The organism is Desulfitobacterium sp. LBE (genome assembly GCF_007830365.1).
Lineage (GTDB): Bacteria > Bacillota > Desulfitobacteriia > Desulfitobacteriales > Desulfitobacteriaceae > Desulfitobacterium > Desulfitobacterium hafniense.
The window spans coordinates 2690188-2716185 of sequence record NZ_VLKD01000001.1 but is presented as its reverse complement, the minus strand read 5'-3'; the positions used below and the strand labels follow the sequence as shown (position 1 = coordinate 2716185).

Annotated in this window: 22 protein-coding genes and 2 tRNA genes; 13 read left to right on the top strand and 11 right to left on the bottom strand. The window is 44.6% G+C overall.

Annotated features, from left to right (window positions below; translation table 11 throughout):
* Positions 1-223: 223 nt before the first annotated feature.
* The 7 genes from argF (at position 224) to DESLBE_RS12900 (ending at position 7962) form a co-directional block, all read left to right on the top strand.
* Positions 224-1171, top strand: a complete 948-nt coding sequence (gene argF / locus DESLBE_RS12930; protein ID WP_144677142.1) for an ornithine carbamoyltransferase — start codon at positions 224-226, stop codon at positions 1169-1171.
* Between the two features lie 113 nt (positions 1172-1284).
* Entirely contained in the window at positions 1285-2514 is a 1230-nt protein-coding gene (locus tag DESLBE_RS12925) for an argininosuccinate synthase (protein WP_005808619.1), read from the top strand.
* 106 nt (positions 2515-2620) lie between these two features.
* On the top strand, positions 2621-4006 hold the full coding sequence (argH, locus tag DESLBE_RS12920) for an argininosuccinate lyase (protein ID WP_144677140.1): 1386 nt from the start codon (positions 2621-2623) through the stop codon (positions 4004-4006).
* Between the two features lie 273 nt (positions 4007-4279).
* Positions 4280-5737 carry a nicotinate phosphoribosyltransferase gene (locus tag DESLBE_RS12915; protein ID WP_144677138.1) on the top strand — a complete coding sequence of 486 codons (1458 nt, stop codon included), beginning with the start codon at positions 4280-4282 and terminating at the stop codon, positions 5735-5737.
* Between the two features lie 62 nt (positions 5738-5799).
* Positions 5800-6567 carry an NAD(+) synthase gene (gene nadE / locus DESLBE_RS12910; RefSeq protein ID WP_144677136.1) on the top strand — a complete coding sequence of 256 codons (768 nt, stop codon included), beginning with the start codon at positions 5800-5802 and terminating at the stop codon, positions 6565-6567.
* 111 nt (positions 6568-6678) lie between these two features.
* Positions 6679-7359, top strand: a complete 681-nt coding sequence (locus DESLBE_RS12905) for a phosphoribosylaminoimidazolesuccinocarboxamide synthase (protein WP_005808611.1) — start codon at positions 6679-6681, stop codon at positions 7357-7359.
* Positions 7360-7386: 27 nt separating this feature from the next.
* The gene (locus DESLBE_RS12900; RefSeq protein WP_011459317.1) at positions 7387-7962 is read left to right on the top strand and encodes a hypothetical protein; all 576 of its coding nucleotides are present in this window, start codon (positions 7387-7389) and stop codon (positions 7960-7962) included.
* A gap of 47 nt (positions 7963-8009) precedes the next feature.
* On the opposite strand, the gene DESLBE_RS12895 is transcribed toward DESLBE_RS12900, so the two are convergent.
* Together DESLBE_RS12895 and murC are read right to left on the bottom strand one after the other, a co-directional pair.
* Positions 8010-8351: a nitrous oxide-stimulated promoter family protein gene (locus DESLBE_RS12895; protein WP_011459318.1), complete on the bottom strand. Its 342-nt coding sequence runs from the start codon at positions 8349-8351 to the stop codon at positions 8010-8012.
* Between the two features lie 216 nt (positions 8352-8567).
* A complete protein-coding gene (gene murC / locus DESLBE_RS12890; protein ID WP_018214193.1) occupies positions 8568-9917 on the bottom strand; it encodes a UDP-N-acetylmuramate--L-alanine ligase in 1350 nt (449 codons plus the stop codon).
* Between the two features lie 292 nt (positions 9918-10209).
* On the opposite strand from murC, the gene DESLBE_RS12885 reads away from it, so the two are divergent.
* The gene (locus tag DESLBE_RS12885) at positions 10210-10587 is read left to right on the top strand and encodes an acyl-CoA synthetase (RefSeq protein ID WP_005808605.1); all 378 of its coding nucleotides are present in this window, start codon (positions 10210-10212) and stop codon (positions 10585-10587) included.
* 91 nt (positions 10588-10678) lie between these two features.
* On the opposite strand, the gene DESLBE_RS12880 is transcribed toward DESLBE_RS12885, so the two are convergent.
* The 7 genes from DESLBE_RS12880 to DESLBE_RS12850 form a co-directional block, all read right to left on the bottom strand.
* On the bottom strand, positions 10679-11425 hold the full coding sequence (locus tag DESLBE_RS12880; RefSeq protein WP_018214192.1) for a cytochrome b/b6 domain-containing protein: 747 nt from the start codon (positions 11423-11425) through the stop codon (positions 10679-10681).
* A 62-nt stretch (positions 11426-11487) separates the two neighbouring features.
* Positions 11488-12891, bottom strand: a complete 1404-nt coding sequence (locus tag DESLBE_RS12875) for a nickel-dependent hydrogenase large subunit (protein WP_172625429.1) — start codon at positions 12889-12891, stop codon at positions 11488-11490.
* Entirely contained in the window at positions 12888-14015 is a 1128-nt protein-coding gene (locus DESLBE_RS12870; protein ID WP_005808601.1) for a hydrogenase small subunit, read from the bottom strand. Before DESLBE_RS12870 ends, DESLBE_RS12875 begins: the two co-directional genes overlap by 4 nt.
* A 145-nt stretch (positions 14016-14160) precedes the next feature.
* Complete coding sequence (locus DESLBE_RS12865; RefSeq protein ID WP_005808599.1) at positions 14161-15582, bottom strand: aryl-sulfate sulfotransferase; 1422 nt, start codon at positions 15580-15582, stop codon at positions 14161-14163.
* Between the two features lie 119 nt (positions 15583-15701).
* Positions 15702-17192, bottom strand: a complete 1491-nt coding sequence (locus DESLBE_RS12860) for an SLC13 family permease (RefSeq protein WP_015943047.1) — start codon at positions 17190-17192, stop codon at positions 15702-15704.
* Positions 17193-17369: 177 nt separating this feature from the next.
* Positions 17370-18335 (bottom strand): LysR family transcriptional regulator, encoded by a 966-nt coding sequence (locus DESLBE_RS12855; protein ID WP_005808597.1) that lies wholly within the window; start codon positions 18333-18335, stop codon positions 17370-17372.
* 25 nt (positions 18336-18360) lie between these two features.
* Positions 18361-19284 (bottom strand): LysR family transcriptional regulator, encoded by a 924-nt coding sequence (locus DESLBE_RS12850; RefSeq protein ID WP_026184190.1) that lies wholly within the window; start codon positions 19282-19284, stop codon positions 18361-18363.
* A 485-nt stretch (positions 19285-19769) separates the two neighbouring features.
* Between DESLBE_RS12850 and DESLBE_RS12845 the strand changes: the two genes are divergently transcribed.
* Both DESLBE_RS12845 and DESLBE_RS12840 read left to right on the top strand, forming a co-directional pair.
* Positions 19770-21128: an aminotransferase class V-fold PLP-dependent enzyme gene (locus DESLBE_RS12845; RefSeq protein ID WP_005808594.1), complete on the top strand. Its 1359-nt coding sequence runs from the start codon at positions 19770-19772 to the stop codon at positions 21126-21128.
* Positions 21129-21680: 552 nt separating this feature from the next.
* A tRNA-Thr gene (locus tag DESLBE_RS12840) sits at positions 21681-21755 on the top strand.
* Between the two features lie 125 nt (positions 21756-21880).
* On the opposite strand, the gene DESLBE_RS12835 is transcribed toward DESLBE_RS12840, so the two are convergent.
* Both DESLBE_RS12835 and DESLBE_RS12830 read right to left on the bottom strand, forming a co-directional pair.
* Positions 21881-22345 (bottom strand): DsrE/DsrF/DrsH-like family protein, encoded by a 465-nt coding sequence (locus DESLBE_RS12835; protein WP_035213394.1) that lies wholly within the window; start codon positions 22343-22345, stop codon positions 21881-21883.
* A gap of 169 nt (positions 22346-22514) precedes the next feature.
* Positions 22515-23789, bottom strand: a complete 1275-nt coding sequence (locus DESLBE_RS12830; protein WP_144678650.1) for a [Fe-Fe] hydrogenase large subunit C-terminal domain-containing protein — start codon at positions 23787-23789, stop codon at positions 22515-22517.
* Positions 23790-24035: 246 nt separating this feature from the next.
* Between DESLBE_RS12830 and DESLBE_RS12825 the strand changes: the two genes are divergently transcribed.
* The 3 genes from DESLBE_RS12825 (at position 24036) to DESLBE_RS12815 (ending at position 25990) form a co-directional block, all read left to right on the top strand.
* A tRNA-Thr gene (locus tag DESLBE_RS12825) sits at positions 24036-24111 on the top strand.
* A gap of 200 nt (positions 24112-24311) precedes the next feature.
* Complete coding sequence (locus tag DESLBE_RS12820) at positions 24312-25148, top strand: prohibitin family protein (RefSeq protein ID WP_011461868.1); 837 nt, start codon at positions 24312-24314, stop codon at positions 25146-25148.
* A gap of 173 nt (positions 25149-25321) precedes the next feature.
* Positions 25322-25990 (top strand): hypothetical protein, encoded by a 669-nt coding sequence (locus DESLBE_RS12815; RefSeq protein ID WP_144677132.1) that lies wholly within the window; start codon positions 25322-25324, stop codon positions 25988-25990.
* Positions 25991-25998: the final 8 nt, after the last annotated feature.

Sequence of the window (25998 nt, the reverse complement as noted above, 5' to 3'; positions counted from 1 at the left end):
AATTCTATAATAATATTACATGGGGGATCACCTTTTGAATAGTCATTTTCGAAACTTTAGATTACCTTATGTGATTCGGAATCTCCTTATACTGAGATAAAGAAGCTGGAAAAATTTAAGCTGGTATAAATTAAAAATAAAACAAAAAGAAGATTGTATTGTTATGCATTAATTAGTATAATAATTCATATTAAAATAAGAACAAATTCTTCTGGAAAGGGAGATGCATATGCCGGTTCTCCATAAAGAGCACTTCACAGGTCGGGATTTTATCTGTCTCCAGGATTTTACACCCGATGAAATTCTTTATATGCTCAAGGTAGCTAAAGAGCTGAAAGAGGAAAAAAAAGGGGGGACTCCCCATCCCATCCTCCAAGGCAAGTCGTTGGCCATGATTTTCACTAAGTCATCCACACGGACCCGGGTTGCGTTTGAAGCCGGCATGCTTCAGTTAGGAGGGCATGCTTTATTTTTGAGCGACCGGGATATTCAAATTGGACGTGGGGAACCTATAAAAGATACTGCTCGTGTCTTATCCCGGATGGTGGATGGAATTATGATCAGAACCCATAGCCATCAGGATGTAATTGAGCTGGCTAAGTATGCTGATATACCCGTCATCAATGGGTTAAGTGATTTTCTTCATCCTACCCAAGTGCTGGCGGATCTGCTGACTATCCAGGAACATAAGCACTGTCTGGAAGGTTTAAAGCTGACCTATATTGGAGATGGGAACAATATGGCCCATTCTTTGATGTTTGCCGGTAAAATGGGAATGCATGTGGTCATAGCCACTCCTGTCGGATATAAGCCCGATGCCCAAGTGGTAGCTCAAGCACAGGCACAAGCTAAGCAGTACGGCGGCCTGGTGGAATGGGTGGAGGATCCTCTCGGGGCAGCCGAGGGAGCCGATGTGCTCTACACCGATGTCTGGGCCAGCATGGGGCAGGAAGAAGAGGCCGCAATCCGTATGAAAGCCTTCCAAAGCTACCGGATCGACAGAGAGACCATGGAGAGGGCTCAAGCCAATGCCATCGTCATGCATTGTCTTCCGGCTCACCGGGGAGAAGAAATCACGGAAGAGGTTCTTGAAGGACCTCAATCCGTAGTCTTTGATGAGGCTGAAAATCGACTCCACGCTCATAAAGCAATCATGGCTTTATTGATATAAGAGGCAGGAATTTTGGGTTTTATCAAGAAATTAATAGAGTTAAAGTTTAAAGTGACTTCAGTCAGTCTTTTGTGAAGGAGCTATTTTAGTTCATGTACTAAACTATAGATGACATGTTAAGAAAGGAAGTTATCCCTATGAAAAAGGTAGTGCTTGCGTATTCCGGAGGATTAGATACCTCGATCATCATCCCTTGGCTGAAAGAGAATTATGGCTATGAAGTCATTGCTATGGCCGCTGACCTGGGACAAGGAGAAGAGCTGGAGCCTCTCCACGAAAAAGCGATTAAGAGCGGAGCCAGTAAATTATATATCGAAGATCTGCAAGAAGAATTCGTTACTGATTTCATCTACCCCACCCTAAAAGCCGGAGCTGTCTATGAAGGCAAATATCTTTTGGGAACCTCCTTTGCCCGTCCCCTGATTGCCCAACGTTTAGTAGAGATTGCGGCAAAAGAGGGAGCTGTGGCCATTGCTCACGGTGCCACGGGAAAAGGAAACGACCAGGTTCGCTTTGAGCTGGCTGTCAAAGCCTTAAATCCTGATCTGGAGATCATAGCTCCTTGGCGGATTTGGGATATCAAGTCCCGGGAAGATGCTATTGACTATGCTGTTGAGAGGGGAATTCCTGTCCCTGTAACGAAAGATCGCCCTTACAGTATGGACCGCAATGTCTGGCATCTCAGCCATGAAGGAGGCGATTTAGAAGATCCTTGGAATGAGCCCAAAAAGGATCTCTATCTCCTTGGGGTTTCACCGGAAGATGCTCCCGACGAAGCCGAGTACCTGGAACTGGATTTTGAACAAGGTATTCCTGTTTCTTTAAACGGAGAAAAGTTAGGTCCTGTTCAGCTTTTGGAGACCCTCAATGAGGTTGGTGGCAAACACGGCATTGGCATTGTGGACATGGTGGAAAACCGCTTAGTAGGAATGAAATCCCGGGGGGTTTATGAGACTCCCGGTGGTACCATTCTCTATACAGCTCATCAAGCCCTGGAACATTTGACCTTGGATCGTTTGACCCTTCATTATAAGGAGCAAATCGCCCTGAAATACGCTGAATTGGTTTACGACGGCGTTTGGCATTCTCCTTTGCGGGAAGCCCTGGATGCCTTCGTGGATGTTACCCAGAAAAATGTCACCGGAACGGTACGCCTGAAGCTTTATAAAGGCAATTGCAGCTTAGCCGGTGTGAAATCCCCCTACTCCCTCTATAGTGAAGAATTTGCTACCTTCGGACGAGATGGGGTCTATAACCAAAAGGATGCTGAAGGTTTCATCAATCTCTTCGGTCTTCCTCTTAAAGTAAGAGCGTTAATGGAAAAGAAATCAGGGTTGAGATAAGGTAAGTTGGCTTATCCACTGTGTGGATAAGCAGATAAGAGAGAGAAAGCGCCCTCGGGGCGCTTTTCTTACATGAAAGTTTTTTACAGGAAAGGATGAAGCATAGATGAAACTTTGGGGTGGTCGTTTTGAAAAATCAACAGATGCCTTAGTGGAGGATTTTCATTCCTCAATCTCCTTTGACCAACGGTTGTACAAGCAGGATATTCAAGGGAGCATCGCCCATGCGCGGATGCTGGGAGAGATCGGGGTCCTGACCTCGGCAGAAGCACAGCAAATCATTGAAGGACTTAAAGGCATTTTAACCGACATTCGGGAGGGAAAAATCCAATTCGAGATCGGGGCCGAAGACATTCATATGAATGTAGAGAAACTGCTCACGGAGCGGGTAGGGACCGTAGGGAAGAAAGTTCATACGGGACGCAGCCGCAATGATCAGGTAGCCCTGGATCTGCGTCTGTTTCTGCGGGAAGAAATTGACCATACCCAGGAGCTGCTGATTACTCTTCTACGGACCGTTTTGGACCTTGCCAAAGAGCATCAGGAGACCTATATGCCGGGCTATACCCACCTGCAAAAGGCCCAACCTATTTCCTTTGCCCACCATATGATGGCCTATGCGCAAATGTTTCTCCGTGACTCAGGCCGACTAAAGGATACTCGCCAACGGCTTAATGTATCCCCTTTAGGCTCCGGAGCTTTAGCGGGAACCACCTTTCCCTTAGAGCGGGAGATGGTGGCCCAAGAGCTGGGTTTTGACGGCATCACCTGGAATTCCCTCGATGGGGTGAGTGACCGGGATTTTGCTTTGGAATTCCTCAGTGCGGCTTCCATCTTAATGATGCATCTCAGCCGGCTTTGCGAGGAATTGGTTCTTTGGTCCACGGGAGAGTTTCAATTTGTGATTATGGATGACGGTTACTCCACCGGCTCCAGCATTATGCCCCAAAAGAAGAACCCTGATGTGGCTGAATTAGTTCGCGGAAAGACGGGCCGTGTCTATGGAGATCTAGTCGCTTTGCTTACCGTAATGAAAGGGCTTCCTTTAGCTTATAATAAGGACATGCAGGAAGATAAGGAGCAGGTTTTTGATGCGGTGGATACCATCCAGAAATCTCTCCTTGTGGTAGAGCCCATGCTCCGCACCATGAAGGTCAATAAAAAGGCTATGGCTGAAGGTGCCAAGGGTGGCTTCACCAACGCCACGGATTTAGCGGATTATCTGGCCAAGAAAAATGTTCCCTTCAGAGAAGCCCATGAAATCGTGGGCAAGCTGGTCCTTTACTGTTCTAAACGGGGCTGTGGCCTGGAAGATCTCACTTTAAAGGAGTTCCAGGAGCATTCGGACGTATTTGCTGAAGATCTTTTTGAAAGCATCGGCATTGAGTACTGTGTCCGTCAACGCCATATTCCCGGCGGTCCTTCTCCCGAAAGCGTGGCTCAAGCTATTCTCTGGACGGAGCATATTTTGGAACAATTTACAGGTGGATAATGTGGATAAGTGGAAAAACCTGTGGATAAGCTTGAATAATACCTATACCGGGTATAAATTAAAAGCAAGAGATCCTGAAAATCAAGGGGCACAAGCTTATTTGTAAAGAGAACTTTAAAAAACTCTGTGCATAGTGTGGATAACTTTGTGGATAACTACAGAATAAGTCACAGGTTCACGGGGATAAATTGGGATAGATTCTTCCTTTGTGGGGATAAAATGAGAACAAATGTGTGTAAATATGTCCTACCAGGAAAGAGGAGGGCTGCTTAAGTGCAGGATGTTGCTCTGTTAACTGATTTATATCAACTCACGATGATGCAAGGCTATTACCAAAATGGTTATGAAAATAAGGAAGCGGTCTTTGATCTTTATTTTCGCAAAATCCCCAGTGGGGGCGGTTATGTTATAGCTGCGGGCCTGGAGCAAGTCGTGGAGTATATTGAAAATTTGCGGTTTTCTTCAGAGGACATGGCTTATCTCAGGGGATTAAACATATTCGATGAGGGGTTTCTTAATCTATTGAAGGATTTCCGATTCCATGGCGATATAGATGCCGTTCCTGAGGGGACTGTGGTTTTTCCCTATGAACCGTTGGTGCGGGTGAAAGGCCGGATCCTTGAAGCTCAGCTTATTGAGACAGCGCTCCTTAATATAATAAACTTTGAGACGCTTATTGCCACGAAAGCCTCCCGGGTAGTAGCTGCTGCCGGTGGAGGAAGTGTCATGGAATTTGGTTTAAGACGGGCCCAAGGACCTGATGCCGGGATATTAGGTTCGCGAGCGGCCTTTATCGGAGGGTGCCAATTTACTTCCAATGTGCTGGCTGGAAAACGCTATGGCATCCCCCTATCGGGAACTCAAGCCCATAGTTGGATTCAGTGCTTTCCTGACGAGCTGGAAGCTTTCCGGGCCTATGCCAGAACCTTCCCGGATCAATGCCTGCTTTTAGTTGATACTTATAATGTGCTTAAATCCGGAGTCCCCAACGCCATCAAGGTAGGGCTGGAGCTGGAGGCGGAAGGACATCGCTTTTTAGGCATCCGCATTGATAGCGGCGATTTAACGTATCTTTCCCGGGAAGCCCGCAAAATGTTGGATCAAGCAGGCCTTGAACATGCACGAATTGTGGCCTCCAATGATTTGGATGAGCATACCATCTCAGCTATTCGCGCTCAAGGGGCGGCTATCGATTCCTGGGGGGTAGGCACTCACTTAATTACCTCCAAGGATACCCCGGCTTTAGGCGGAGTCTACAAGCTCTCTGCCGAAGGCCAGAAGGGGGTCTTTGAGCCCCGCCTTAAAGTCTCGGAGAATATCTCCAAGATAACCAACCCTGGTATTAAGAAGATCGTGCGCTTTTACGATCGGCGCGGAAAAGCCATGGCGGATTTAATTGCCTTAGATGATGAGCATTTTGAAGAACCCTTAACCATCTTCGACCCTATTGAGACATGGAAGCGCAAAACCCTCACTGATTTTAAGACCCGGGAGCTCCTGAGGCCGGTTTTCCGGGGGGGCAGGCGAGTCTATGAACTGCCCTATCTCAAAGATATCCAGACCTACGCCCGGCACGAATGTGAGACCTTATGGGATGAAGTGAAACGTCTGGTTAACCCACACCGCTATATCGTGGACTTATCGCCGAAGCTCTTCGAGCTAAGGCAGTCCCTGCTCCTGGAAATCAGTACTAAGATAGAGGAAGAGCAGACTAAAAGATTATCCAAATGATTTGTTCAAAAAGCGGTTCATAGTGAACCGCTTCAAGGAATATCTTACAAGGAGGAAAAACTATGTGGAGTGCTGAGGAATTAGAAATACGAATTAACCGGGCTGTAGAATGGCTCCGGGAGCGTGTCCAAGAAGCTCGTGCCCAAGGGCTGGTGATCGGTGTCTCAGGCGGGGTAGATTCCGCAGTGGTGGCGGGGTTATGTAAACGGGCTTTTCCCCACAATTCCATCGGAGTCATACTACCGGCGGGGTCCAATCCTATGGACAGAGAAGATGCATGGCTTGCGACAGAGGCATTATCTCTTAAGGCGGTTGAAATCGATTTGACTCAAGCTCACCAGGGCATCCTGGCTTCGGTCAAGAAGGCTCTCACCGCTCAAGAATATACCTTCGAGGAGCAATTAAGCCAAGGAAACCTTAAGGCACGCCTGCGTATGTCCACCTTATACACCGTAGCTAACTCCCTTAATTATCTTGTGGTGGGGACAGACAATGCTCCTGAGGCCTATACAGGTTATTTTACTAAATATGGGGATGGGGGAGTGGATATTCTCCCGATTGCCTCTCTGACCAAGGCTGAAGTACGAGCCTGGGCCGCCCGGCTAGGGCTTCCGGAAAAAATAGTGAATCGGGTTCCCACAGCTGGATTGTGGGAAGGGCAAACCGATGAACAGGAAATGGGCATTACCTACGACCTGATCGATCGCTATCTTCTTGGAGAAGGGGTACCTGAAGAGAGGCAAGAGAAGATTGAAAAAATGCATCGGCAGAGTGAGCATAAAAGACAGCTCCCCCCAGCCTTGGAACTGCCTAAGCTGCCCAAATTATAGGGCGTGTCATTTCTTAGCCCTCGCTGGGTAAAAATGGTATGCTATAAAATATAAAATGCCCTAACTAAGCATGCAAAAATATAAAGCAATAAAAGAAAGAGGTAGAAACAGATGGAATTGGTTTATACGGGAAAAACAAAAGATGTCTATGCCTTAGAAGACGGCAACTGCTTGCTGAAATTCAAGGATGATGTCACTGGGGAAAATGGGGTCTTCGATCCGGGTGCCAACACTGTAGGGCTGCAAATCGAAGGAGCAGGAAAAGCAGGCCTGCGGCTGACCAAGTATTTTTTTGAGAAAATTAACGCTCTGGGCATCCCAACCCATTATATCGATGCCGACTTGGAAGCGGGCACCATGAAAGTAAAAAAAGCCACTCCTTTCGGACAAGGCTTGGAGGTCATTTGCCGTTATCGGGCAGTGGGAAGTTTTCTGCGCCGCTACGGGAAATATGCTCAGGATGGACAACCTTTAGATGCTTTTGTGGAAGTGACCCTGAAAGATGATGATAGAAATGATCCCCCCATTACTGAAGACGCTTTAGATATGCTGGGAATTTTGTCTCAAGACGAATATAAAGTGTTGAAAGAACTAACTCAGAAGATTGCGGGAATCGTAAAGGAAGAGTTAGCACAAAAAGGTATGGAACTTTATGATATCAAATTTGAGTTCGGCAGAATCGGTGATGATAAGCAAATTGCTTTAATCGATGAGATTTCCGGAGGAAATATGCGGGCCTATAAAGACGGACGCCGGGTAGAGCCTCTGGAATTAGAAGAATTAATGCGCTAAGAATAATTTAAAGGAGAGGACAGTCCTTTGCGAATAGGTGTAGACATCGACGGGGTAGTTTCCGACAGCTATAAAGCTTGGCTCGGAAAGCTGAACCGGCACTTTGGGACCAATATCTTAGAACTGAAAAATTATGATATGCATTTGGATTTTGGTGTGTCTTGGGAGGAAATGGGGAAGTACTTCGAAGATAATGTGGCCACCTTGTTCGATATTCCCGACCCGGTAGCCGGGGCTAAGGAAGGCATTGAAAGGCTCCTCCGCCAGGGTCATGAAGTGGTCTATGTTACCGCCCGATCCCTGGATGAGGAAGTCCATACTCTTCGTTGGCTGAAAAAGCACAAGATACCCCATGAACAGATCCTCTTTACAGGCTTCCAAAGCAAAGTGGATTATGTACTGCAATGGCAGCTGGAGATATTCCTCGAGGATTTTCTGGGGAATGCCCAGGCAATCTCTGAAGCAGGAGTACCTGTGCTTCTCTTGGACGCCAGCTATAACCAAGGAGAACTGTCCTCAGGAATTATCCGTTGCCAGGATTGGCAGGAAATAGTGAGGGAGATCGGAAGAAGAGCACCTTATTCGAGATCTGTCACTATGTAAAAAGGAATGGCCTCTATATGGGGCCATTCCTTAGTTTTTCGAACCTGTCAGCCAATCCTATCTTCTCCAATCTGCGGCTTATGCCTTTTATCAATAACATGCTGTATAGTCATCAACGGATGATGGAGGATCATTCGGGGGCCTGCGTAACGCATAACAGTGCGAATCCTTTCCCGCATATCCTTTTTATAACAATGTACGGTGCAATCACCGCAGACCGGCTTATCTTCTCCAAACCTGCAATGCTCTGCCCGCTTCTGGGAATAAGTCAAGAGTTCCTGGCATTCTGCACACAGGTCGCCAATGGGCTTATGGTTGTCTTTACAATAGAGCATGATCATAACCTTGACGGTCTTCTTTTCCCGTTCTGCACGAGTGGCCTGAGCCATGTTACCCCTCCTTCACCAGTGAAGGTCTTATCTATCAGCTTTTAATTTATAGTATACCATAGTAAGCCCAGACTGCGAAAATTTGCTCTGATTTGCGGCGGAGGCAATGTAAGAAAGCCCTGAAATACAGCAAATACTGTGATTCAAGGCTAAGGAATCTAAAACAATCTCAACCCAATAGAATAGTCATAGAGTTGGGCCTATCGGTCTACTTGTTCAGCACACCAAACTTTGCCCCACCTTATAGATATCCCCTGCACCCAGGGTCAGAACCAGATCCCCGGGGGAAAGGGTCTGGGCAAGATAAGTTTGAATTTCTTCAAGGGAGTGGATATAACGGGCATTGACTCCCTGCTGGCTGATTAAATCCGCCAGAGAGGAAGCTGAAATGGTATTGAGATTTGTTTCCCGGGCGGAAGCGAAAATTTCGGCGATGACCACTTCATCAGCAGCCTGGAAGGATTGGGAGAACTCTTGGAGGAGCTTTTCTGTGCGGCTAAAGGTATGGGGCTGGAATACGGCCCGAATACGGCGGTCAGGGAAGGAGAGTCTTGCACCTTCAAGGGTTGAGCGGATTTCCGTGGGATGGTGAGCATAGTCATCGACGATAAGGGCTCCGGCATTCTGTCCAATATGTTCGAAGCGGCGTTTGGTGCCATTAAAATGGCTTAATGACTCCAGTACTTTTTCCGTAGGAACGCCGATTTCCAAACACAGGGCGATGCTCGCCAAGGCATTGAGAATATTATGCTTGCCACTGACATGGAGATGGAATTCTCCCAGTACAGTTCCATGAGCGACGATGGTCATAGTGCTTCCTTCATCATGGAACTGAATATTGGTAGCATAGACATCGGCTTCCTCATTCAACCCGAAGGTTATGATCGGTGATTGAGCTTGAATGGCTTTTCTTTGAGGGTCTTCATGCCAGATGAAAATCCTGCCGTGGGGTGGTATCTTCTGGGCGATTTCCGAAAAAGCACACACCACATCATCTAAATCCTTGAAATAATCCGGATGATCAAACTCGATATTCGTAATAATCAAGTATTCTGGAGAATAATTCAGAAAATGACGACGGTATTCACAGGATTCGGCCAGAAAGAAATCGCCTTGACCAGAATAGGCATTTCCGCCGATGCTGGGAACATCACTGCCCACCACAATGGTAGGGTCAATTCCCGATTGAAGGAGAGCCAGCCCAATCATGGCTGTGGTAGTCGTTTTACCATGGGTACCGGCGACGGCAATACCCCGTTTTTTGGACATGAGCCTGCCCAAGAATTGTGGATAGGAATAGACAGGAATATTTAATTCCCGCGCCCGGGCGATTTCTTCATGATTTTCACCATAAGCAGCTGAGGCTACAACAATATCAGCCTTTTCAACATTGGCAGCGGAAAAGTTAAGAACGGGAATATGAGCACGCTCCAGAACCGCATCGGTAAAGAAGCGCTCCGGAACATCTGAGCCCGTAATATGGGCTCCTTCAATATGAGCGGTAACTTGAGCCAAAGCACTCATTCCTGTTCCTTTGATTCCAACAAAATGAATATGTAACGGCAAGATGCATCTTCCCTTTCAGTTTCGAACTCTACACTCCATTATACCCAATAGTGAGGTAAAATGTATCATTTTATACTCGGAAATTTTTAGGCGGTTATGGATGAATTGAGAAGGCGTTCAACCCCTAAAGCGGCTTATACTGGGCTTCACAAGCATTTCGCGGAAGAATACAAACCGCTCGCATAAAAATTCAGACAATTCGGAGAGAATTATAGAGGAAAATGAAATGACAGTCTATAATAAATAAAAAGACCTTAAAGTGAACGGAACCGTCTTTAGAGGAGGGGTTAGAATGGGTGGAGCAGAGATCGCTTTAGCAAAAGAAAGAGATATGTGGGACGGAGTATTCATGGATGGATTCCGTTCGGGAACGAATACCATCAGCTACTATCAGTTGGAATCTGTTTTAATGGATTTTCCGCGGGTTCTAGAAGCTGGTGTGGTGGCTAAGTCCGATGATCTTACACAGTGTCAGATTTTAAGCGTATATTTGGCACTGGAAGATGGCCTGGGCAGTGATGCGGACTATGAGCGCTTTACTCAAGAGGTTGTTCACTATGTTCGGGAACATTTTTCCCTTCGGTGCACCATCGATGTTAAAATCAAAGAAAAACTTCCTATGACCCGTTCAGGGAAGATTTTAAGAACAGTCTTACAAGGCTGGAATTAATTACAGTATAAGATAGATTAAAATAAGGATAAAAAAAGTTCCCTTAAGCAAGGAACTTTTTTTGTTTGCCTCAACGGCTCAGCCTGCCTCACTATCGTTTAGTATGATAATCCGGTCTTTGATATGCGGGGCTTTTTTCACAGTTCTTCTGTTCATACCCCGTAACCATGGACTGGAGTTTGCTAAGATTTTCTGTGAGGCCCAGGTAGATATGGAGAAGAATGGTGGAAGCAAAGTAAATAGCTCCAAAATATTTAATTATGCGCAGGACTTGAATACCCCCTAAGAGCTTTATAACCCAATCCAGACGTTCTCCCGCCCAGTAGGAGGCTAGGGAGATGAAGACCAGAAAAGGAAAAAGCAGAAACCAGCTGGTGAAAATCACTTTTTGCCCTGAATTATACTGCCCATAAGGAGGAAGATTGGAACGGAGATAAAAATAATAGGCAAAAACTTTAGGAAGGTTCTTTATATCCTGCCAAGAGAGAAGGAGTGTTTTATCCTTGTGCATAAGCATATCCACTAAACGAAAGATGAAAAAGGCCGAGGCAAGCCAGCCAAAGCCCACATGCATCACGAAGACTTTGCTATAGGGCAGCGCCAGAAAGGGAAGGGGCTGATGAAGGATTAAACCGGTAAGAATAATTGCAATAAGAGAAAAGGCAAATCCCCAATGGAAAAAGCGGACTGAGGCAGGTTGTCTCATCTCAATATGGTTAATTAATTGATCTTTGTTTAATTCTTTCACGACCGGCTTGCGGATTTTGAGCTGGGGTTGGGAACCTTGGTTTTTTTTATTGTATTTCACGATTTCGCCTCCGCACCCCACGAGAACCATTCACGTTTGTGTGTAAAGTAAGTTTTTTAGGTTCTTGCGATTTTTTAAGTCTTTTATAATAGTCAGACCCGGACATCTAAAGTGCGGAGTTGTTCTCCGTCAATGAGATGCACACTGCAGGAAAAGCAAGGGTCGAAGGAGCGAATCACTCTTCCGGCTTCTTTTAATTCTGGATGCTTGATGGTGAGGCCGCGAATGGATAATTCCCCTACACTGCAGTTACCGGCTTCATCCCGCGAACTAAAGTTCCAAGTCGATGGTGTTATGATTTGATAATGCTTAACCCGTCCTTTTTCGATTTTTACCCAATGACCTAAAGTCCCTCGCATGGCCTCCACATAGCCTATACCCATGCCTGATTCTTGCTGGACTTTGGTATTTAAAGTCTCTGCTCCAGGAACCAGGCGCTCCAGCCAGATCATGGCCGCTTCGGCAATCTTCTTGGTTTCCATGACCCGAGACCAATGACGGCCAAGAGTGCCATAGCCGATAATTTTTTCCTTGGCTATCACGGCCCGGGCCAGGGGGCCCACCTCCAGGGCATGCCCCTGGTAGCGGGGAGCCTTAACCCAGGTATAGCCCTGAGGTTGATTTTTATCTGGTTCGGTTGTTCCTTGCCAAGGATGGGCGGGAGGTGTTGGCTTATACCAGGATGTTGTCACCTCCTCCAGGATTAACCGGTCATCAAAGGGCTGGTGTTTATCTTCGAGCACAATCCCGTGAGGAAATAAGGTACCGCCATCCGGTTGGGTGAAGCCTCCCACTGAGAGAAAGCTACCATTGCCTTTTCCCAGGTGGACATACTCCGGGTAGCGTTTTACCAGGAGCTCTATATCGGGTATCATAACATTATTGATAAATTCGAGAATTTTGATCAAATAGCCGCGATAGCGATTGATTTTATCGGCATCCACATGCATGGTGCATCCACCGGGTACAATTCCGTGCCCATGGGGAGCCTTTCCTCCGAATACACCGAAGGCGGCATGAGCATCCCGGGAAATCTCCACAGCTTGAAAATAATGCTCCGTCATGCGTTGGTTTTCTTCAGTATTAAATCGGATATCGCCCTCTAAATGAGGTGTAAAAGGAGGAATGTCAGGTCCTTTAAAATAATCCGGCATACTCATGAGATAGAAATGCCGAATATGATTCTGCAGGAAATCACTGCCCATAATAAGATTGCGTTGGATCAATCCATTGGAGGGAACAGTCATGCCAAGTGCTTGTTCTACAGCAAAAGCTGCCGCTACAGCATGAACGGAGGAACATATGCCACAGATGCGCTGAGTGTAATAAGGCATATCAAAAGCAGGGCGCCCTTCGAGAATCTGCTCAAAGCCTCGGTAAAGGGTATCCGAAATAAAAGCTTCTTGTATAACTCCGTTTTCCAGATAAGCTTCCACTAACATTGGATTATGAATGCGAGTAAATGGAAAGATAACTTTCTTTTCCAGCAAGCTCACTCCTTTGGTTTCTTCGGGCGATATTGATGACAGAATTTAACCTTTTTTACCTTAATCTTTTTCTTCTTTTCTTTGATGGTGGACCTGATGAAATTGCGATGAAGGCGGCCCTTGTAAAAGGAAGATAAAAAATAACCACCGATTCCTAGAGTGGCTAATCCCAAGACCCCCCTGCCGATTCGATCCGTTGCCGCCCGGCTTCCTCCTGGAAAAGGGATATCGGGAAAATGGGCGGTAAAGGGTTCCATAAGGTCAGGATAACCGGGCTCGGTACAGCCGATACAGGGGGAATTGCACCCTATAGGCCAATTATAATGATCGTTCCAGCGACGGATCGGACAATCCGCATAGGTGACCGGTCCTTTACAGCCTACCCGGTAAAGGCATTCTTTCTGACCGATATCTGTGGCAAATATGCCCTGGTCGTAGTAGCGGCGACGGGGACAATTATTATGAATAGTCTCCCCAAAAAACATTTTCGGCCGGCCGAATTTCTCCAATTCAGGCTCACCATAAAGAGCTAAGTGAAGGAGAGTTCCCATGATCCAATCCGGATGGGCGGGGCAGCCGGAGACATTGATCACCCGGCGCTCGGGCAAAATATTTTGTACACCGGTAGACTGTGTAGGATTAGGGTAACCGGCGACGGGTCCCCCATAGGTAGCGCAATGGCCAACAGCCACTACGTATTTGGCTTTTAACCCCAGTCTGCGCACCAGATCCAGACCGGTGATCAGTTGACCGTTTTCCAATCCGGCGTAATTATAATGACCTCCGTCCCGGCGAATCATAGAACCTTGAACAAGAAGAACAAACTCATGAGCTTGATTTTTTTCGATCTCCAACAAGACGTCGTAGGCCAGCTCCCCTTGTGATTGCATCATGGTCCAGTCATAACGCCATTCAGTAATGTTGGTAAATATATCGGATAGAGTGGGTGACCAGATATTATCCAAAGAAATGCTGTCACCGGTACAGGTTCCTGTCTCCACCATAATAATGGGAAGTTTATTGATTTCTCCTTGTGCGAGGGCTTTTTCCAGTTCGGGGGTTACTAAGCTGATGAAGTTGCCCAGAATTGCGCCTTTGACCACCAGCTTAAGAAATTCTCGACGATTAAGCACGGCATAACCCTCCTTAATAAATTATTCTCCCCAGAATATGTAAAAAAATCCGTCTAGGTAGAGCAGTGCATGCAAATAGTTATGAATTAAAAACCGCTGTCCAATGAACTTAAGTCCCTTGAACAGCGGTCTTTTTAATGTTTAATTACTCATCTTTTTGAACGCAGAAACCGACGGATTCGCCATAGCCTTTAGTACCGGCAACTTCAATGACTCTTTGAGGCTCATTGCCTTTAGCGCCGGGGAGTTTGAATGTGGTATTATCCATGCGCTCAATGGCAACCTCCTCAGGCTTCTCCAATTGAGGGACATAATCATAGGGATAACGATAAGCACGGTAAATCATATTAATAGGCATTTGTTTTCCCCAATAGGGTGAGATGTATTCCCAGACCAGTTCGTGCTCACTGGTTACTTCCAGCAAACGTCCATCAGAGCCCTCGGTGATGAGGGTGTTGCCGTTAGGCAGCCGTTGGGCGCTGCTGATGAAGGGGCTATAGAAATGGGAAGCATGGAAGGGCATCCCATGTCCCATCTCAGCAGGTGAAAACTGCCATACGATTTCCATGGTGGTGGGATCGATCTCCAGGACGCGGGAGAAATCACGGCGAACCGCTTTATTGCCCGTAGAACTAAATTGGTTTGGATTATCATAGCCTGCCCAACCGCCGTTATCAAAGATTAAGATATTTCCTTCCCCAGGGAGACCTTGCGGAATCATGTGAACATGGTGCTGACCAATGATGACGCCAATTTTCTTTGTGGCCTCATTTTCATCATAGTTTGGACCCAGCTTCCAAACGATTTTTCCGGTTTCTTTGGAAATAATGGCTAAAATATTGGTTTCTCGGCCATCAAAAATGATGTTGTCCGGATGGAAGCGCTCATCTCCCGCATCATACCACCTATTGGGCCCGAGGACGCTGATGGAGTTAATGTGCATCCAGTCGGCACCTGCCGGGGTCATATTAGGATCTCTGTATAAGGCGTTTTTGGCTCCATTGGTGAAACCGTATTCATCAAAGTGTTCGTGACATTTCCATTCCCAGACAATATTTCCTTCCCAGTCTACTTCAATGATGGTGTCGTCATGAAGTTTCTTGTCGGTCATTTTTTTATTATAGCAATTGCGATGAGTAAGGATGAGAGTGTTCCCGCTGTCTACTTTACACTCCATGCCAGGTACATAATAGCCCACCGGATTGCCTTCTCTCTGGTAATCATGATGCTGTCTTGCCATCCACTGGGGCTCTTCATCGGGATCTTCGATAAATTCATGTTTATCAAATTTCCAGACTATATTGCCGTCCCAATCGATTTGGACCAGATCGATTTGATCCTGATAACCGCATAGAACATTTCTTTCTCCAAGGCTGCCCATGATATAGCCGCCTTTTAACAGCTTGTTGGGGAAACCCTGGAAATCTTTCCAGAAGCTGACCACGCCGCCATTCATATCGATTAAGGTTGCCCCATGCTCGTTGGCAGGAAAGATGGTGTAGCCATTAAAACATTTTTCCGGATTGTAGATAGTGACTCCTGTTGGATGTACGCTTGGATGACCCATACTAAGACCTCCTAAGATTAAATTTATTTGATTCTTACTTCACGAGCCTTAATAAGAGTTAAAACTCATGAAGATAAGTCCGAATAAGGAAAACTTAAAGGACATTTTATTTATTGAAATTAGTACAAAAACAAGCCTGATAGGTAGCTCCATATAATTGCTATAGCAGTAATCACAATTATAGTGGGGAATCCATATTGGTAGATGTCTTTAGGGCGAATCCACTTAGCATTAGGAAATAAGATCGCGGAGGCAGCAGAGGCGGCCGGGGTTAGGATGGCAAAGCTGCTGGCGACCATAACTAAATAAGAAACCTGTTCAGGATTGATGCCTAAAGTACCGGACATGCTGATGACCACGGGCAAGAAAAGGGCAACCACAACCATGTTAATCATGAAGTTGGTGAGGACAACGGTAATAAGGGTAATAACCACAACGAACATGAGTGGGGATAAGCTGGTAAGTATGGGAGCCACGTTGAGCTGGAGGAATTCATTGACACCTGTTTTGGGGTTCATCAGACAACCGCCAATGGCTAAGATGACAAGAACCATGGCCACCATGTTCCAAGGTACGCCTTTAGTCGCCAGCGCTGCGAAGTTAAAAATATTCTGGCCGTTGCTTTTTATCAGGGAGAGTACGCCAAAGACCAGTACAATAACGCCCACTACGCCCATATGGTTCAGCAGATTAGCAAAAGCATTTCCCTTTGGCAAGATACTTGGTAACAATAATAGAACAATGAAAGCTCCTAAAGAAACCAGAGCGATTTTTTTGATTGGGGTTACTTTTAAATCCTCAGGGTTAATTAAGTCACTGGTTAATTTTTTTAATGATGTGATATCGAGTTTGAAAACATATTTACAGAGAAGAAGGTAGGCGAATATGGAGATTATTCCCACAGGCAAGCTAAACGCCATATAGCGTATCATGTTTCCTGGCTCACCCATAAGGTTGGCATATACCCCGAGGTTCACGATAGCATTGCCACCCCAAGGCATGGCACAAAGGCTCAGTCCTCCCATTACAGCGATTCCAAAGACCATTAAGGTTGGAAATTTATCGTAAGGTTTTTGCCTAATGGTATCGGTCATGGTATAGACGATCTGCCATACTAGGAGCATACCGATAAAGATATTGACTAAGCTGCAGACAAGATAAGCTGTGAACAAGATCATAAAAATCAGACGCCAAGGATGTCCTTGGAGCGCTTTGCGGCTCATGAGCCAAGAAGCCAGGAATTGGCTTACACCTGCTTCTTCCAAGAATTTAACTAATACAAAGGCAAGTACCATGAAATAAAAGACATCGCTGCCCCAGCCCATGGCCACAAATTCTTTCATAGTCGCTACCCCTGTAAGAGGGAACGCTAAGCAGGCAAATAGGCTCGGCCAAACTTTTTCAGATATAGTCCAGCCGTATACTGTTGCTATGAACACGAAAAATACTTTCATACCAATAGGGGTAATAGGGGCCGGTGCCGGTAGAATCCATCCTAACCCTGCAATCACAAAAAAGAATAAGACCTTAATAAGTTCTTTGTCCATTCCGGGTTGGGGGGTGACCAGTGGATGTGGTGTTAAGGAGTCTTCAGTTTGTTTAACTGCCATGGTATCAACCTCCTGTATTAAAATGTGATTGTAATCACTTTCTATTTTAAAGAGGAGCAATGGGTTTGTATAATATAGGTTTTATTATGAAGAATATGTGAAAAATAATATAAACACAAGATAAGCTTCTTGTGTTTATACAGAGCACTGATGATTGGGGATTATAGGCAAAATGATCTACTGATTTATAATAATGTTTTTAAGGGATTGTCGTACATGAATCAACAATTCTTTTTCAATAAGGGAGAGAGGCTCTTTGCTGAAATAAAGAATACAAAAACTGTGGGGTTCATGGAACTCCCGAATAGGAAGTGCTTGTATCAGGCCTTTTTTTACATATAAATTATTCATGGCAAAAATCTTCGGGAAAACTGCATATCCTAAATTTTCACTGATGAGCATTTTTACAAGTTCGATATCTTGAACAATTATTTCCTTATTTGAGGGAGAAAGTTGATTAGATGAAGCAAATACGTGTTTGTGGATATCGTCCATTTCTTTTAAAGCAATGGTAAAGTTGTCTTTATAGGAAATGGATATAAGGTTTTTAAAATCTGTTAGGCAGACCGATTCCTGGCAGGCTAAAGGATTGCGGCTGCTGATAAAAAGAGTCATATTTAAATTATCTGCTCCTGGAATGATCTCACAAGCAATACCTTTGCCTGTGAGCTTCCTCAAGAGTTCTTGTTCCTGGCTTTTAGGGCTGGATATCACCCCGAGGGAGTAGACTCCTTTTTCCATCATGTCGATAATTTCGTAAAAGCGGGCTTCTTGAATATGTAGATTGACACTAGGATAAAGTTCCCGGAAATCAATCAGGATTTGTGAAAAAACAGCATTGGCAAGGGCAGCAGGAACAGCTATATGAAGATTTCGGATTAAGACATCATTGCCGTCCATAATCCCTTTAATCTTCTCTTCGACGTCTAGAATTTTTTTAGCCAAGGAGAGGATTTCCTTTCCCTGTTCAGTGGGCACAACTCTTTTATTATTGCGTTCAAATAGCTTAAACCCAAGCTCCTCTTCAAAATTGTTAATAGAGATGCTAAAAGAAGGCTGGCTGATGAACAGGGCTTTTGCGGCCTTTGAAAAGGATTGATGTTCTTCAATTTTAAGGATTTGCTTAAACTGTTCTAAGCGCATAGAAGGCCTCCAGATGGATTTAGTATTACTGATTGGTTTTTTGAATGATTTCTTTAATGACCTTAATGAATTGCTCTAATAAAGACGATAAGGGCTCATTTTTGAAATAGATAAGATACATAAATGCGTTAATATTGTCAGGGATATCGTCGATAGGCCGTAATTGGAGCAGGCCCTGTTTAAAATAGATATCATTGAGGGCAAAAACCGAGGGAAAGATGGCCACTCCTCTATTGTTAGAGAGAATAAACTTTAGCATTTCCCGGTCATAGACGAAAAGAGATTGATTGTTTTTGGGGGCAATGCCAGACATTCGCAGAAAAGCTTCATTCATCCCATAATAATCGACAAACGTCATTTCTTGAAGATCAGATAAGCTCACGCGTTTTTTTTGTGCTAAAGGATGCTTATTGCCAACGATCACATTAAAAGTGGTGTCCAGAACTCTTTCATAAGCGATGTTTTTACTATCTAACAGCTTAAGTTGAGTATGCTCTTGTACCTTAGGCCAGCCTGTAATACCCAGCATACTGTCCCCTTCTTCTACCTTACGGATGACGTCTTTAGCGCAGTCTTCGGTAATCGCAAGATTTACATTGGGGTAATGTTGATGTACGTAGGTTATCAAGGGAGAGGCAAAGGCATTAAAAACAGCTGGACCGAGAGCTAAACTTATATTCCCATATAATACAGAAGTTCCTCTGGCATAAGTTTTGACTTCTTCGACATAATTAATCAGCTCCTGAGCCAAAGCCAGGACTTCCTTACCTTGACTTGTAAGGATAGTGTTGGTATTGCTGCGGCGAAAGATTTTATAACCCAATTCAATCTCAAGTTGTTTAATAGAATGACTAAGCTGCGGCTGGCTTATTAGAAAGGTTCTAGCAGCCTCTGAGATTGATTTTTTATTATAAACTTCTATAATATGCTGTAATTGTTCTAAACGCATAATAAACCTCAATAGTGCTCAATAATTTTTTATCATATGTATTATTTTATCTTATACAGAGGTAGAATGGGTACAAGATTAAGTTGTTGAGAACTTCACTGGGTTCTAAAAGATTAGAAAGTAACGAGAAAGGGAGCGCTCTTAGCTACAGTTAAAAGTAGTTCAGAAGCACTCCCTTTTTCGTTTGGGTAACGAAGTAGACTGGTTATAAATTCCTGCGTCCAGGAATTTATTACGCAACATCAGGCAAACGCGGCATTTTTCCTGACTATGACAAAATACCATGGAATGTGTCGAATATCAAGGAACAATTTGTTCATAGATAGGAAAATAGTACCGCAAATCAGGCAAGAACATAAGAAAGGCTTAGTTTTTCTTCTTTTTTGGCCTTATTCCATTGGACAATGACCACATTATTGCATCGTTCATATAATGCAAAGTGATAGAAACGCAGCAACAGAATCACTGATATAGGAGGTTAAAGGATGAACTTTCGCTTTTTCCCATGGACACAACCTACGAATTATGGTCATTTTTTCCTTGGACTGGATACCCAAGTTCCTCTAGCTGCAGGAGGTTCAGTCCCGGGAATAAATTTTGATAATGGGGCTACGACTCCGCCGTTTCTCTCTGTATTGGAGGAGATCAATCGTTTTGCCCCTTTATATGGCTCCGTTCATCGGGGAGCGGGCTATAAATCTGTTGTGTCTTCTCAAATTTATGAACAGGCCAGAACTGAGGTCCTTAGGTTTGTTGGAGGGGACCCTCGGTCAGATACGGTCATTTTTGTAAAGAATACTACAGAGGCACTTAATAAACTGGCCAATCGTTTCCAGAATAAAAACAAAAAAGAGGTCATTCTGACCACGTGGATGGAGCATCATTCCAATCTTCTTCCTTGGCGCGAAAGATTCGACGTGGACTACATAGAGATTGATGAGCAGGGGCGCCTGCGCATGGATGACCTTAGAGCCAAGCTGGAGCGCTACCAGGGCGCAGTCAAGCTTGTGACGGTTACAGGAGCGTCCAACGTTACTGGCCATCGGAACCCGATTCATAAGATTGCCGAGCTCTCCCACCGGTATGGGGCAAGAATTTGTGTGGATGGCGCACAACTAGTTCCCCATGCGTCTGTGGATATGCGCCCATCCCATTCCATAGAGCATATTGATTTTTTGGCCTTCTCAGCCCATAAAATGTATGCCCCTTTCGGCACCGGAGTATTAATTGGTCCTCGTGCCTTTTTTGACCAGGGAGCTCCGGACTATCAGGGCGGGGGGACAGCTCAGATGGTAACAACGGATCGTGTACTTTGGTACGATGCTCCAGCTAAAGAGGAAGCTGGGACTCCCAACCTTATGGGGGTAGTGGCCCTTGTTGCTGCCATACGGACTCTGAGTGCAATAGGGATGAAAAAGGTGCTGCAGCACGAAGAAGGCTTATTAGGTTATGCCTATGAGCGATTGCGTTGGATGGAAGGTATAACCTTTTACGGTGGAATACCTCTTAATCAGCAGCAGCTTTCCCAGAGAATCGGAGTAATCTCCTTCAATGTGGAAGGCCTATTTCACGAAGATGTAGCCGAGTACTTGGCCAAGGAAGGGGGAATTTCTGTACGTAATGGCTGTTTCTGTGCTCAACCATATGTACAGCGACTTTTGCATATCTCAAGGCAGGAGATGGAACGCCATATAGCTAATCCTTCCTTACCCCATCCTGGAATGGTCAGAGTAAGTTTAGCACTTTACAACACCAAGGAGGAAATCGACATTTTTCTTGATGTCCTAGGGAGAATTGCCGGCTCACGCCTTAGGTTCTTTCGGTCCCTGAGAATAGGAAATTAATTGATATATCTTCAATAACTTTCTATAAGTTTTCACAAATCTTTCACACTCTCGCAACACATTGCTCACTTTTATTGGTTATTATATAACCATACCTTTTCCTTTTAGCCTCCTTTGAAGATATATTTTTTCTTCCCCTGTCATAACTGGCAGGGTCTTATTTTTTTTGGCCTATTTAGTAGCGCTATCGAGATCTGAGTCTGTAAGATTCCGGAGTATTTCTTCGTTCAGCGAGGTCTTCCATGCTCTCGTGAAATGAAAAGAATCCCCACGTCTGGGGATTCTTCATTGCGCAAGCCTAGAAGATAAAGCGACCGCATTTTTTATGAACTTGATTGCTTTATTTTCCTGACTCTTACAAAAAAGTAACACGGGACATGCGTAAAGTCAATGTTTTCAACAAATATAGACACTAAAATATACGAATTTTCTCAATTAATTCAATTCTAATGGGCATAATTGAGAATAAGTAACTTAAGTAACAGCAACAGAAACAAGCTATTTCTGTTGACTTCGAGAAAGAAATCAGGTAGAATTACATTCGTTAAAAGTGCCGATGTGGCTCAGAGGTAGAGCAGCTCACTCGTAATGAGCAGGTCGTCGGTTCGATTCCGACCATCGGCTCCACAAGAAACCTTATCCTGCAAGAAATTGCGGGATTTCTTTTTCATTCTGTCGGATGATTCCAGAGTATGCAGAAGGCTGTTGGCATTGTAAAGTCAGCAGCCTCTTGTTTAGCCTGAAGATTATGTTTATATAAATAGCTGTATCTGGGATTCCATAGCTTCTTGAAGAAAATCCGCAGCAGTCATAATTTGAACTTCCGGCAGTAATTCCTCTTTTTTAAAACCCATCACATCCACAGAGAGCTTACAACCGTAGAATTTTACTCCCTTTTTTCTTGCTCCATTGAGAAAGGCGGTAAGGGGGGGCGTATCGTCATCTTCCATCATCTCTTTGAGCATGGCTTTTCCCAAGCCGGCCATGTTCATACGGGAAAGAGGCAAATCCTCGATTCCTTTAGGAGTAATCATGCCGAACATCTGTTCATAGAGAGATTTATCTTCCAAGGTCATTTTCTCGGGATCCCGCACTAGGCAAAGCCCCCAAAAGGCAAAGAACATGGTCACATCCATACCCATTTCCCGCCCTGAGTTAGCCAGAATCAAGCCGGCCAGGGCCTTATCGTATTCGCCGCTGAATATGAGCAGGGTCATCTTCTTGTTTCTTGTGGTTTCCTTTCCCGGATTTATGCCCTTCTCCAGGCCTATATCCTTTTCAGGGCTTAGGCTTATTGTATTAGGTTTTAACTCAATTACCGAGGCTTGTTTAGCCATCGCTTGCTGTTGTGTATCCATGGTATCAGCCTCCATTTGCAAATTTACATTAAAAATTCCGTTGGAAAATTGCCGCAGATTCTCCTCCCAGAAGCTCTTCCACGCTATCAATGCCCAACTGCTTAAGCAGCTCCAATACATGCTGATTATCTGCGGGTGTAAGGGCGTCTGCTTCTGCACCATATATGTTTACGAACTCAGTACCTCTATCTACATCCACTATAGCCTTGGGGCCCCCTACGCAGCCTCCGGGGCAGCCCATGCCTTCGTAGAAATTGGCTTTAATCTCGTTATTCATAATATCATTGAGGAGGGTCTTGCACTCTTTAATGCCATTAGCTTGAATGGATTTGATCTTTACCGGCTTATCTGGACGGATACGGTTTAAGGTATCAGAGATGGATTTGGAGACTCCGCCGGTGCGGGCATAGATTCTACCGCTGGTAGAAGAGTGCTCACTGGGTATATCCTCCATCTCCGAGGGCTCAATATCCGTGGCTTCAAAGATTTGCTTGAGTTCGTGAAAAGTTAGCACTGCATCTACCGCATCCCGGATATCCGGTTCCTTAGCTTCAGCTTTTTTAGCAATACATGGACCGATAAAGACCGTTTTGGCGTCGGGGTGCAGGCGTTTAATTCCCCTCCCACAAGCTACCATAGGAGATACTGAGGGGGAGATATGGGGAACCAGGGTATCATAGACCCTCTTTACCATCCCCACCCAGATGGGGCAGCAACAGCTGGTGAGGACAAAGTCCTTATCCGTTTGAACATGCTTGTCAAATTCCAGGGCCTCCTTTAAGCTCAGTACATCGGCGAAAAGTGCTACCTCAATCATTCCATAAAAACCGAGATGCTTCAGTGCGGCTCGAAGCTGGCCCATGGTCACATCACCGCCAAATTGTCCGATAATCGCCGGAGCTACCATGGCAAAGACGGGAATCTCCTTGGACTGGAGAATTTCCACCAGAGGGATGAATTCTTTTTTATCTACTAAGCTGTCTAAAGAGCAAGTCTCGATACATTCTCCGCAGTGAGTGCAGTTCCGATCTTGGATGACCACATTCCCTTCCATATCCCGGACTACTGCATTGAAGAGGCAGGAGGCTTCGCAACTATGGTCCTCTTCTGAGCACCTCTTATTGCAGGACTTAACCTGAAAGACGACTCTATCCGGATCCCCCTTGCCCAGAGCATACTGGACATACTGCCTGGTGTGCTCATCTCCGGAGGATTCCAGAGAATCGATCTCCTCTTGAAGCTTTCCCTGATAAGATGCTTTGACCAAACGGCCGAATATTTCTTCATAGGTTAGATTGCTCATCATGTGCCCTCCCTTTAATCAAAATTAGTATGCCCCTAACCTGCTTTGGGAAATCATCTGAGATTTTTTCTTTAAGCAAAAACTTCACAGATGTAAACTTGAGGCAAAAGATGGGCCATACTAAAGGAGGTTTAATAAGCAGCTGAAAACAAGTAAACAAGTAACAAGAAATGGTAATAAATTTTATAGATTTTGGTGTTGAAAAACTTCCAGCCTTATGCTATTATAAATTTTGTCGCTAGACAAGCCGATGTAGCTCAATTGGTAGAGCAGCTGATTTGTAATCAGCAGGTTACAGGTTCGAGTCCTGCCATCGGCTCCAGTTATATTTTAAGAATGAAGATCATTTTCTGAAACCTATGAATTCTGCTTGATAAAGGCTGACTCATTTGTTTTAGGGAGTGGTCTTTTGTTGTAATTATCCTTTTCTTGAGCAAGTAATTATAGATTTTTCTTATTACTATAAGGTATAGTTAAGAGGAAGCATCTGCTTCACAATTAAATTAAAAAGGAGGACATGAATTGGATTCTGAAAAAGTTGTCAATATGGTACCCAAAATGAAAATGAGCAAAAGCTTCATTACCTTTGGGCTTGTGATTGTACTTCTTGTTATCTTGGCACTGGATGCCTTTGTCATCGTGAATGCGGGCCAAAGAGGTATTGTTCTGCAATTAGGGGCTGTCCGTCCCATCGTCTTAACAGAAGGGTTGCATTTTAAAATTCCCTTTGTTCAAAGCGTTGTCCCGATGGAGGTACGAGTCCAGAAATCTCAATCCGAGCAAACGGCCGCTTCAAAAGACTTACAAATCGTTACGACTACCGTTGCGGTTAACTTTCACCTTGACCCTATTCAAGTGAATAAGCTTTATCAGAATGTCGGATTATCTTATGGAGAACGAATTGTTGATCCGGCTATCGGTGAAGCGGTGAAAGCAATAACGGCTCAATATACGGCTGAAGAGTTGATCTCCAAACGTTCAGAAGTTAGTGCCAAGATTAAAGAGACTCTTGCTTCAAAACTAGCGACTTACTATATGGTTCTGGACGAAATAAATATCACTGAATTCAAATTTAGTCAGGAGTTCAACAATGCGATTGAACAAAAGCAAATTGCTGAGCAGCAAGCTTTAAAGGCTAATCTTGATCTGCAAAGAATTGAAATCGAGGCCAAGCAAAAAGTAGAACAAGCAAAAGCTGAAGCGGAATCTCTACGGCTTCAAAAGCAAGAAGTTACTCCTGAACTGGTACAACTAAGGGAAATTGAAGCTAAGATTAAAGCTATTGAAAAATGGGATGGCAAACTTCCCAATGTTACCGGTGGAGCAGTCCCTTTTATTGATGTCAATAGCGGCCAGTAAAGATCTTAGTCAAAGGTTTTTTACGCAGAAAGCCACCCTTGACAGGTGGCTTTCGCTGTATTTATAACCTAATACACCTGGTGATTTGTTGCTTTACCATGATAGATAGATCTTGGCAAGAACCTTATACTTGAGCCAGTCTCCTGGAACTAGCTGAAAGTGAGTTTAGTATAATGAATAAAAAGGTGAGACACTATTCAGCCGTTATTTTAATGGGAGTAGTTCTCGGAATCGTCATAGCTATCCTGAAAAACTATGTAGGCTTAGACATCGATATAATACCGCTATTGCTTTATCTCTATGTGATTTTGGTAATTAGCGGTGTGACTTTCTATCTCTACATTGCTGTTTATACGAAGAATATGAACTTAGTGGGTAGATATGTTCAGCGGAAGAGAGACCATCCTTATTACGCCTTGTTGATTTCTTTAGTGGAGAAAGATTATCAAGAAGCGGAGATTCAGCTGGAAAGGCTCAGTTCTTTCTACAAGCAAGCTAAGATCGCTCTCACAGCCACATTGCAAATAGAAAAAAATCTCTTGAGAGAAGCCGAAGCAACCGCTCAAGAGATTAAAAACAGCAATATCCGCTATCATAATCTGGCTTTAATTGCCCTGCTCCATGGGAACCTTGAGGAGTTCGAAACTTATAAAGTCCGGATTAAGCATAAGCACTTGCACTATGCACTTGAAGCAGAAGCGGCTTTTAGAAAACAAGATTATAAAAAGGCCGATGAATTGGCCGAACTTGCTATGGCATCAACGGGTGGGCTACAAAAATGGGTTTATGAAAAATCACTGGAGAAACAAAAAGGTAATACCCAGCGCCGATCCTATTTTTAAATGGAGAT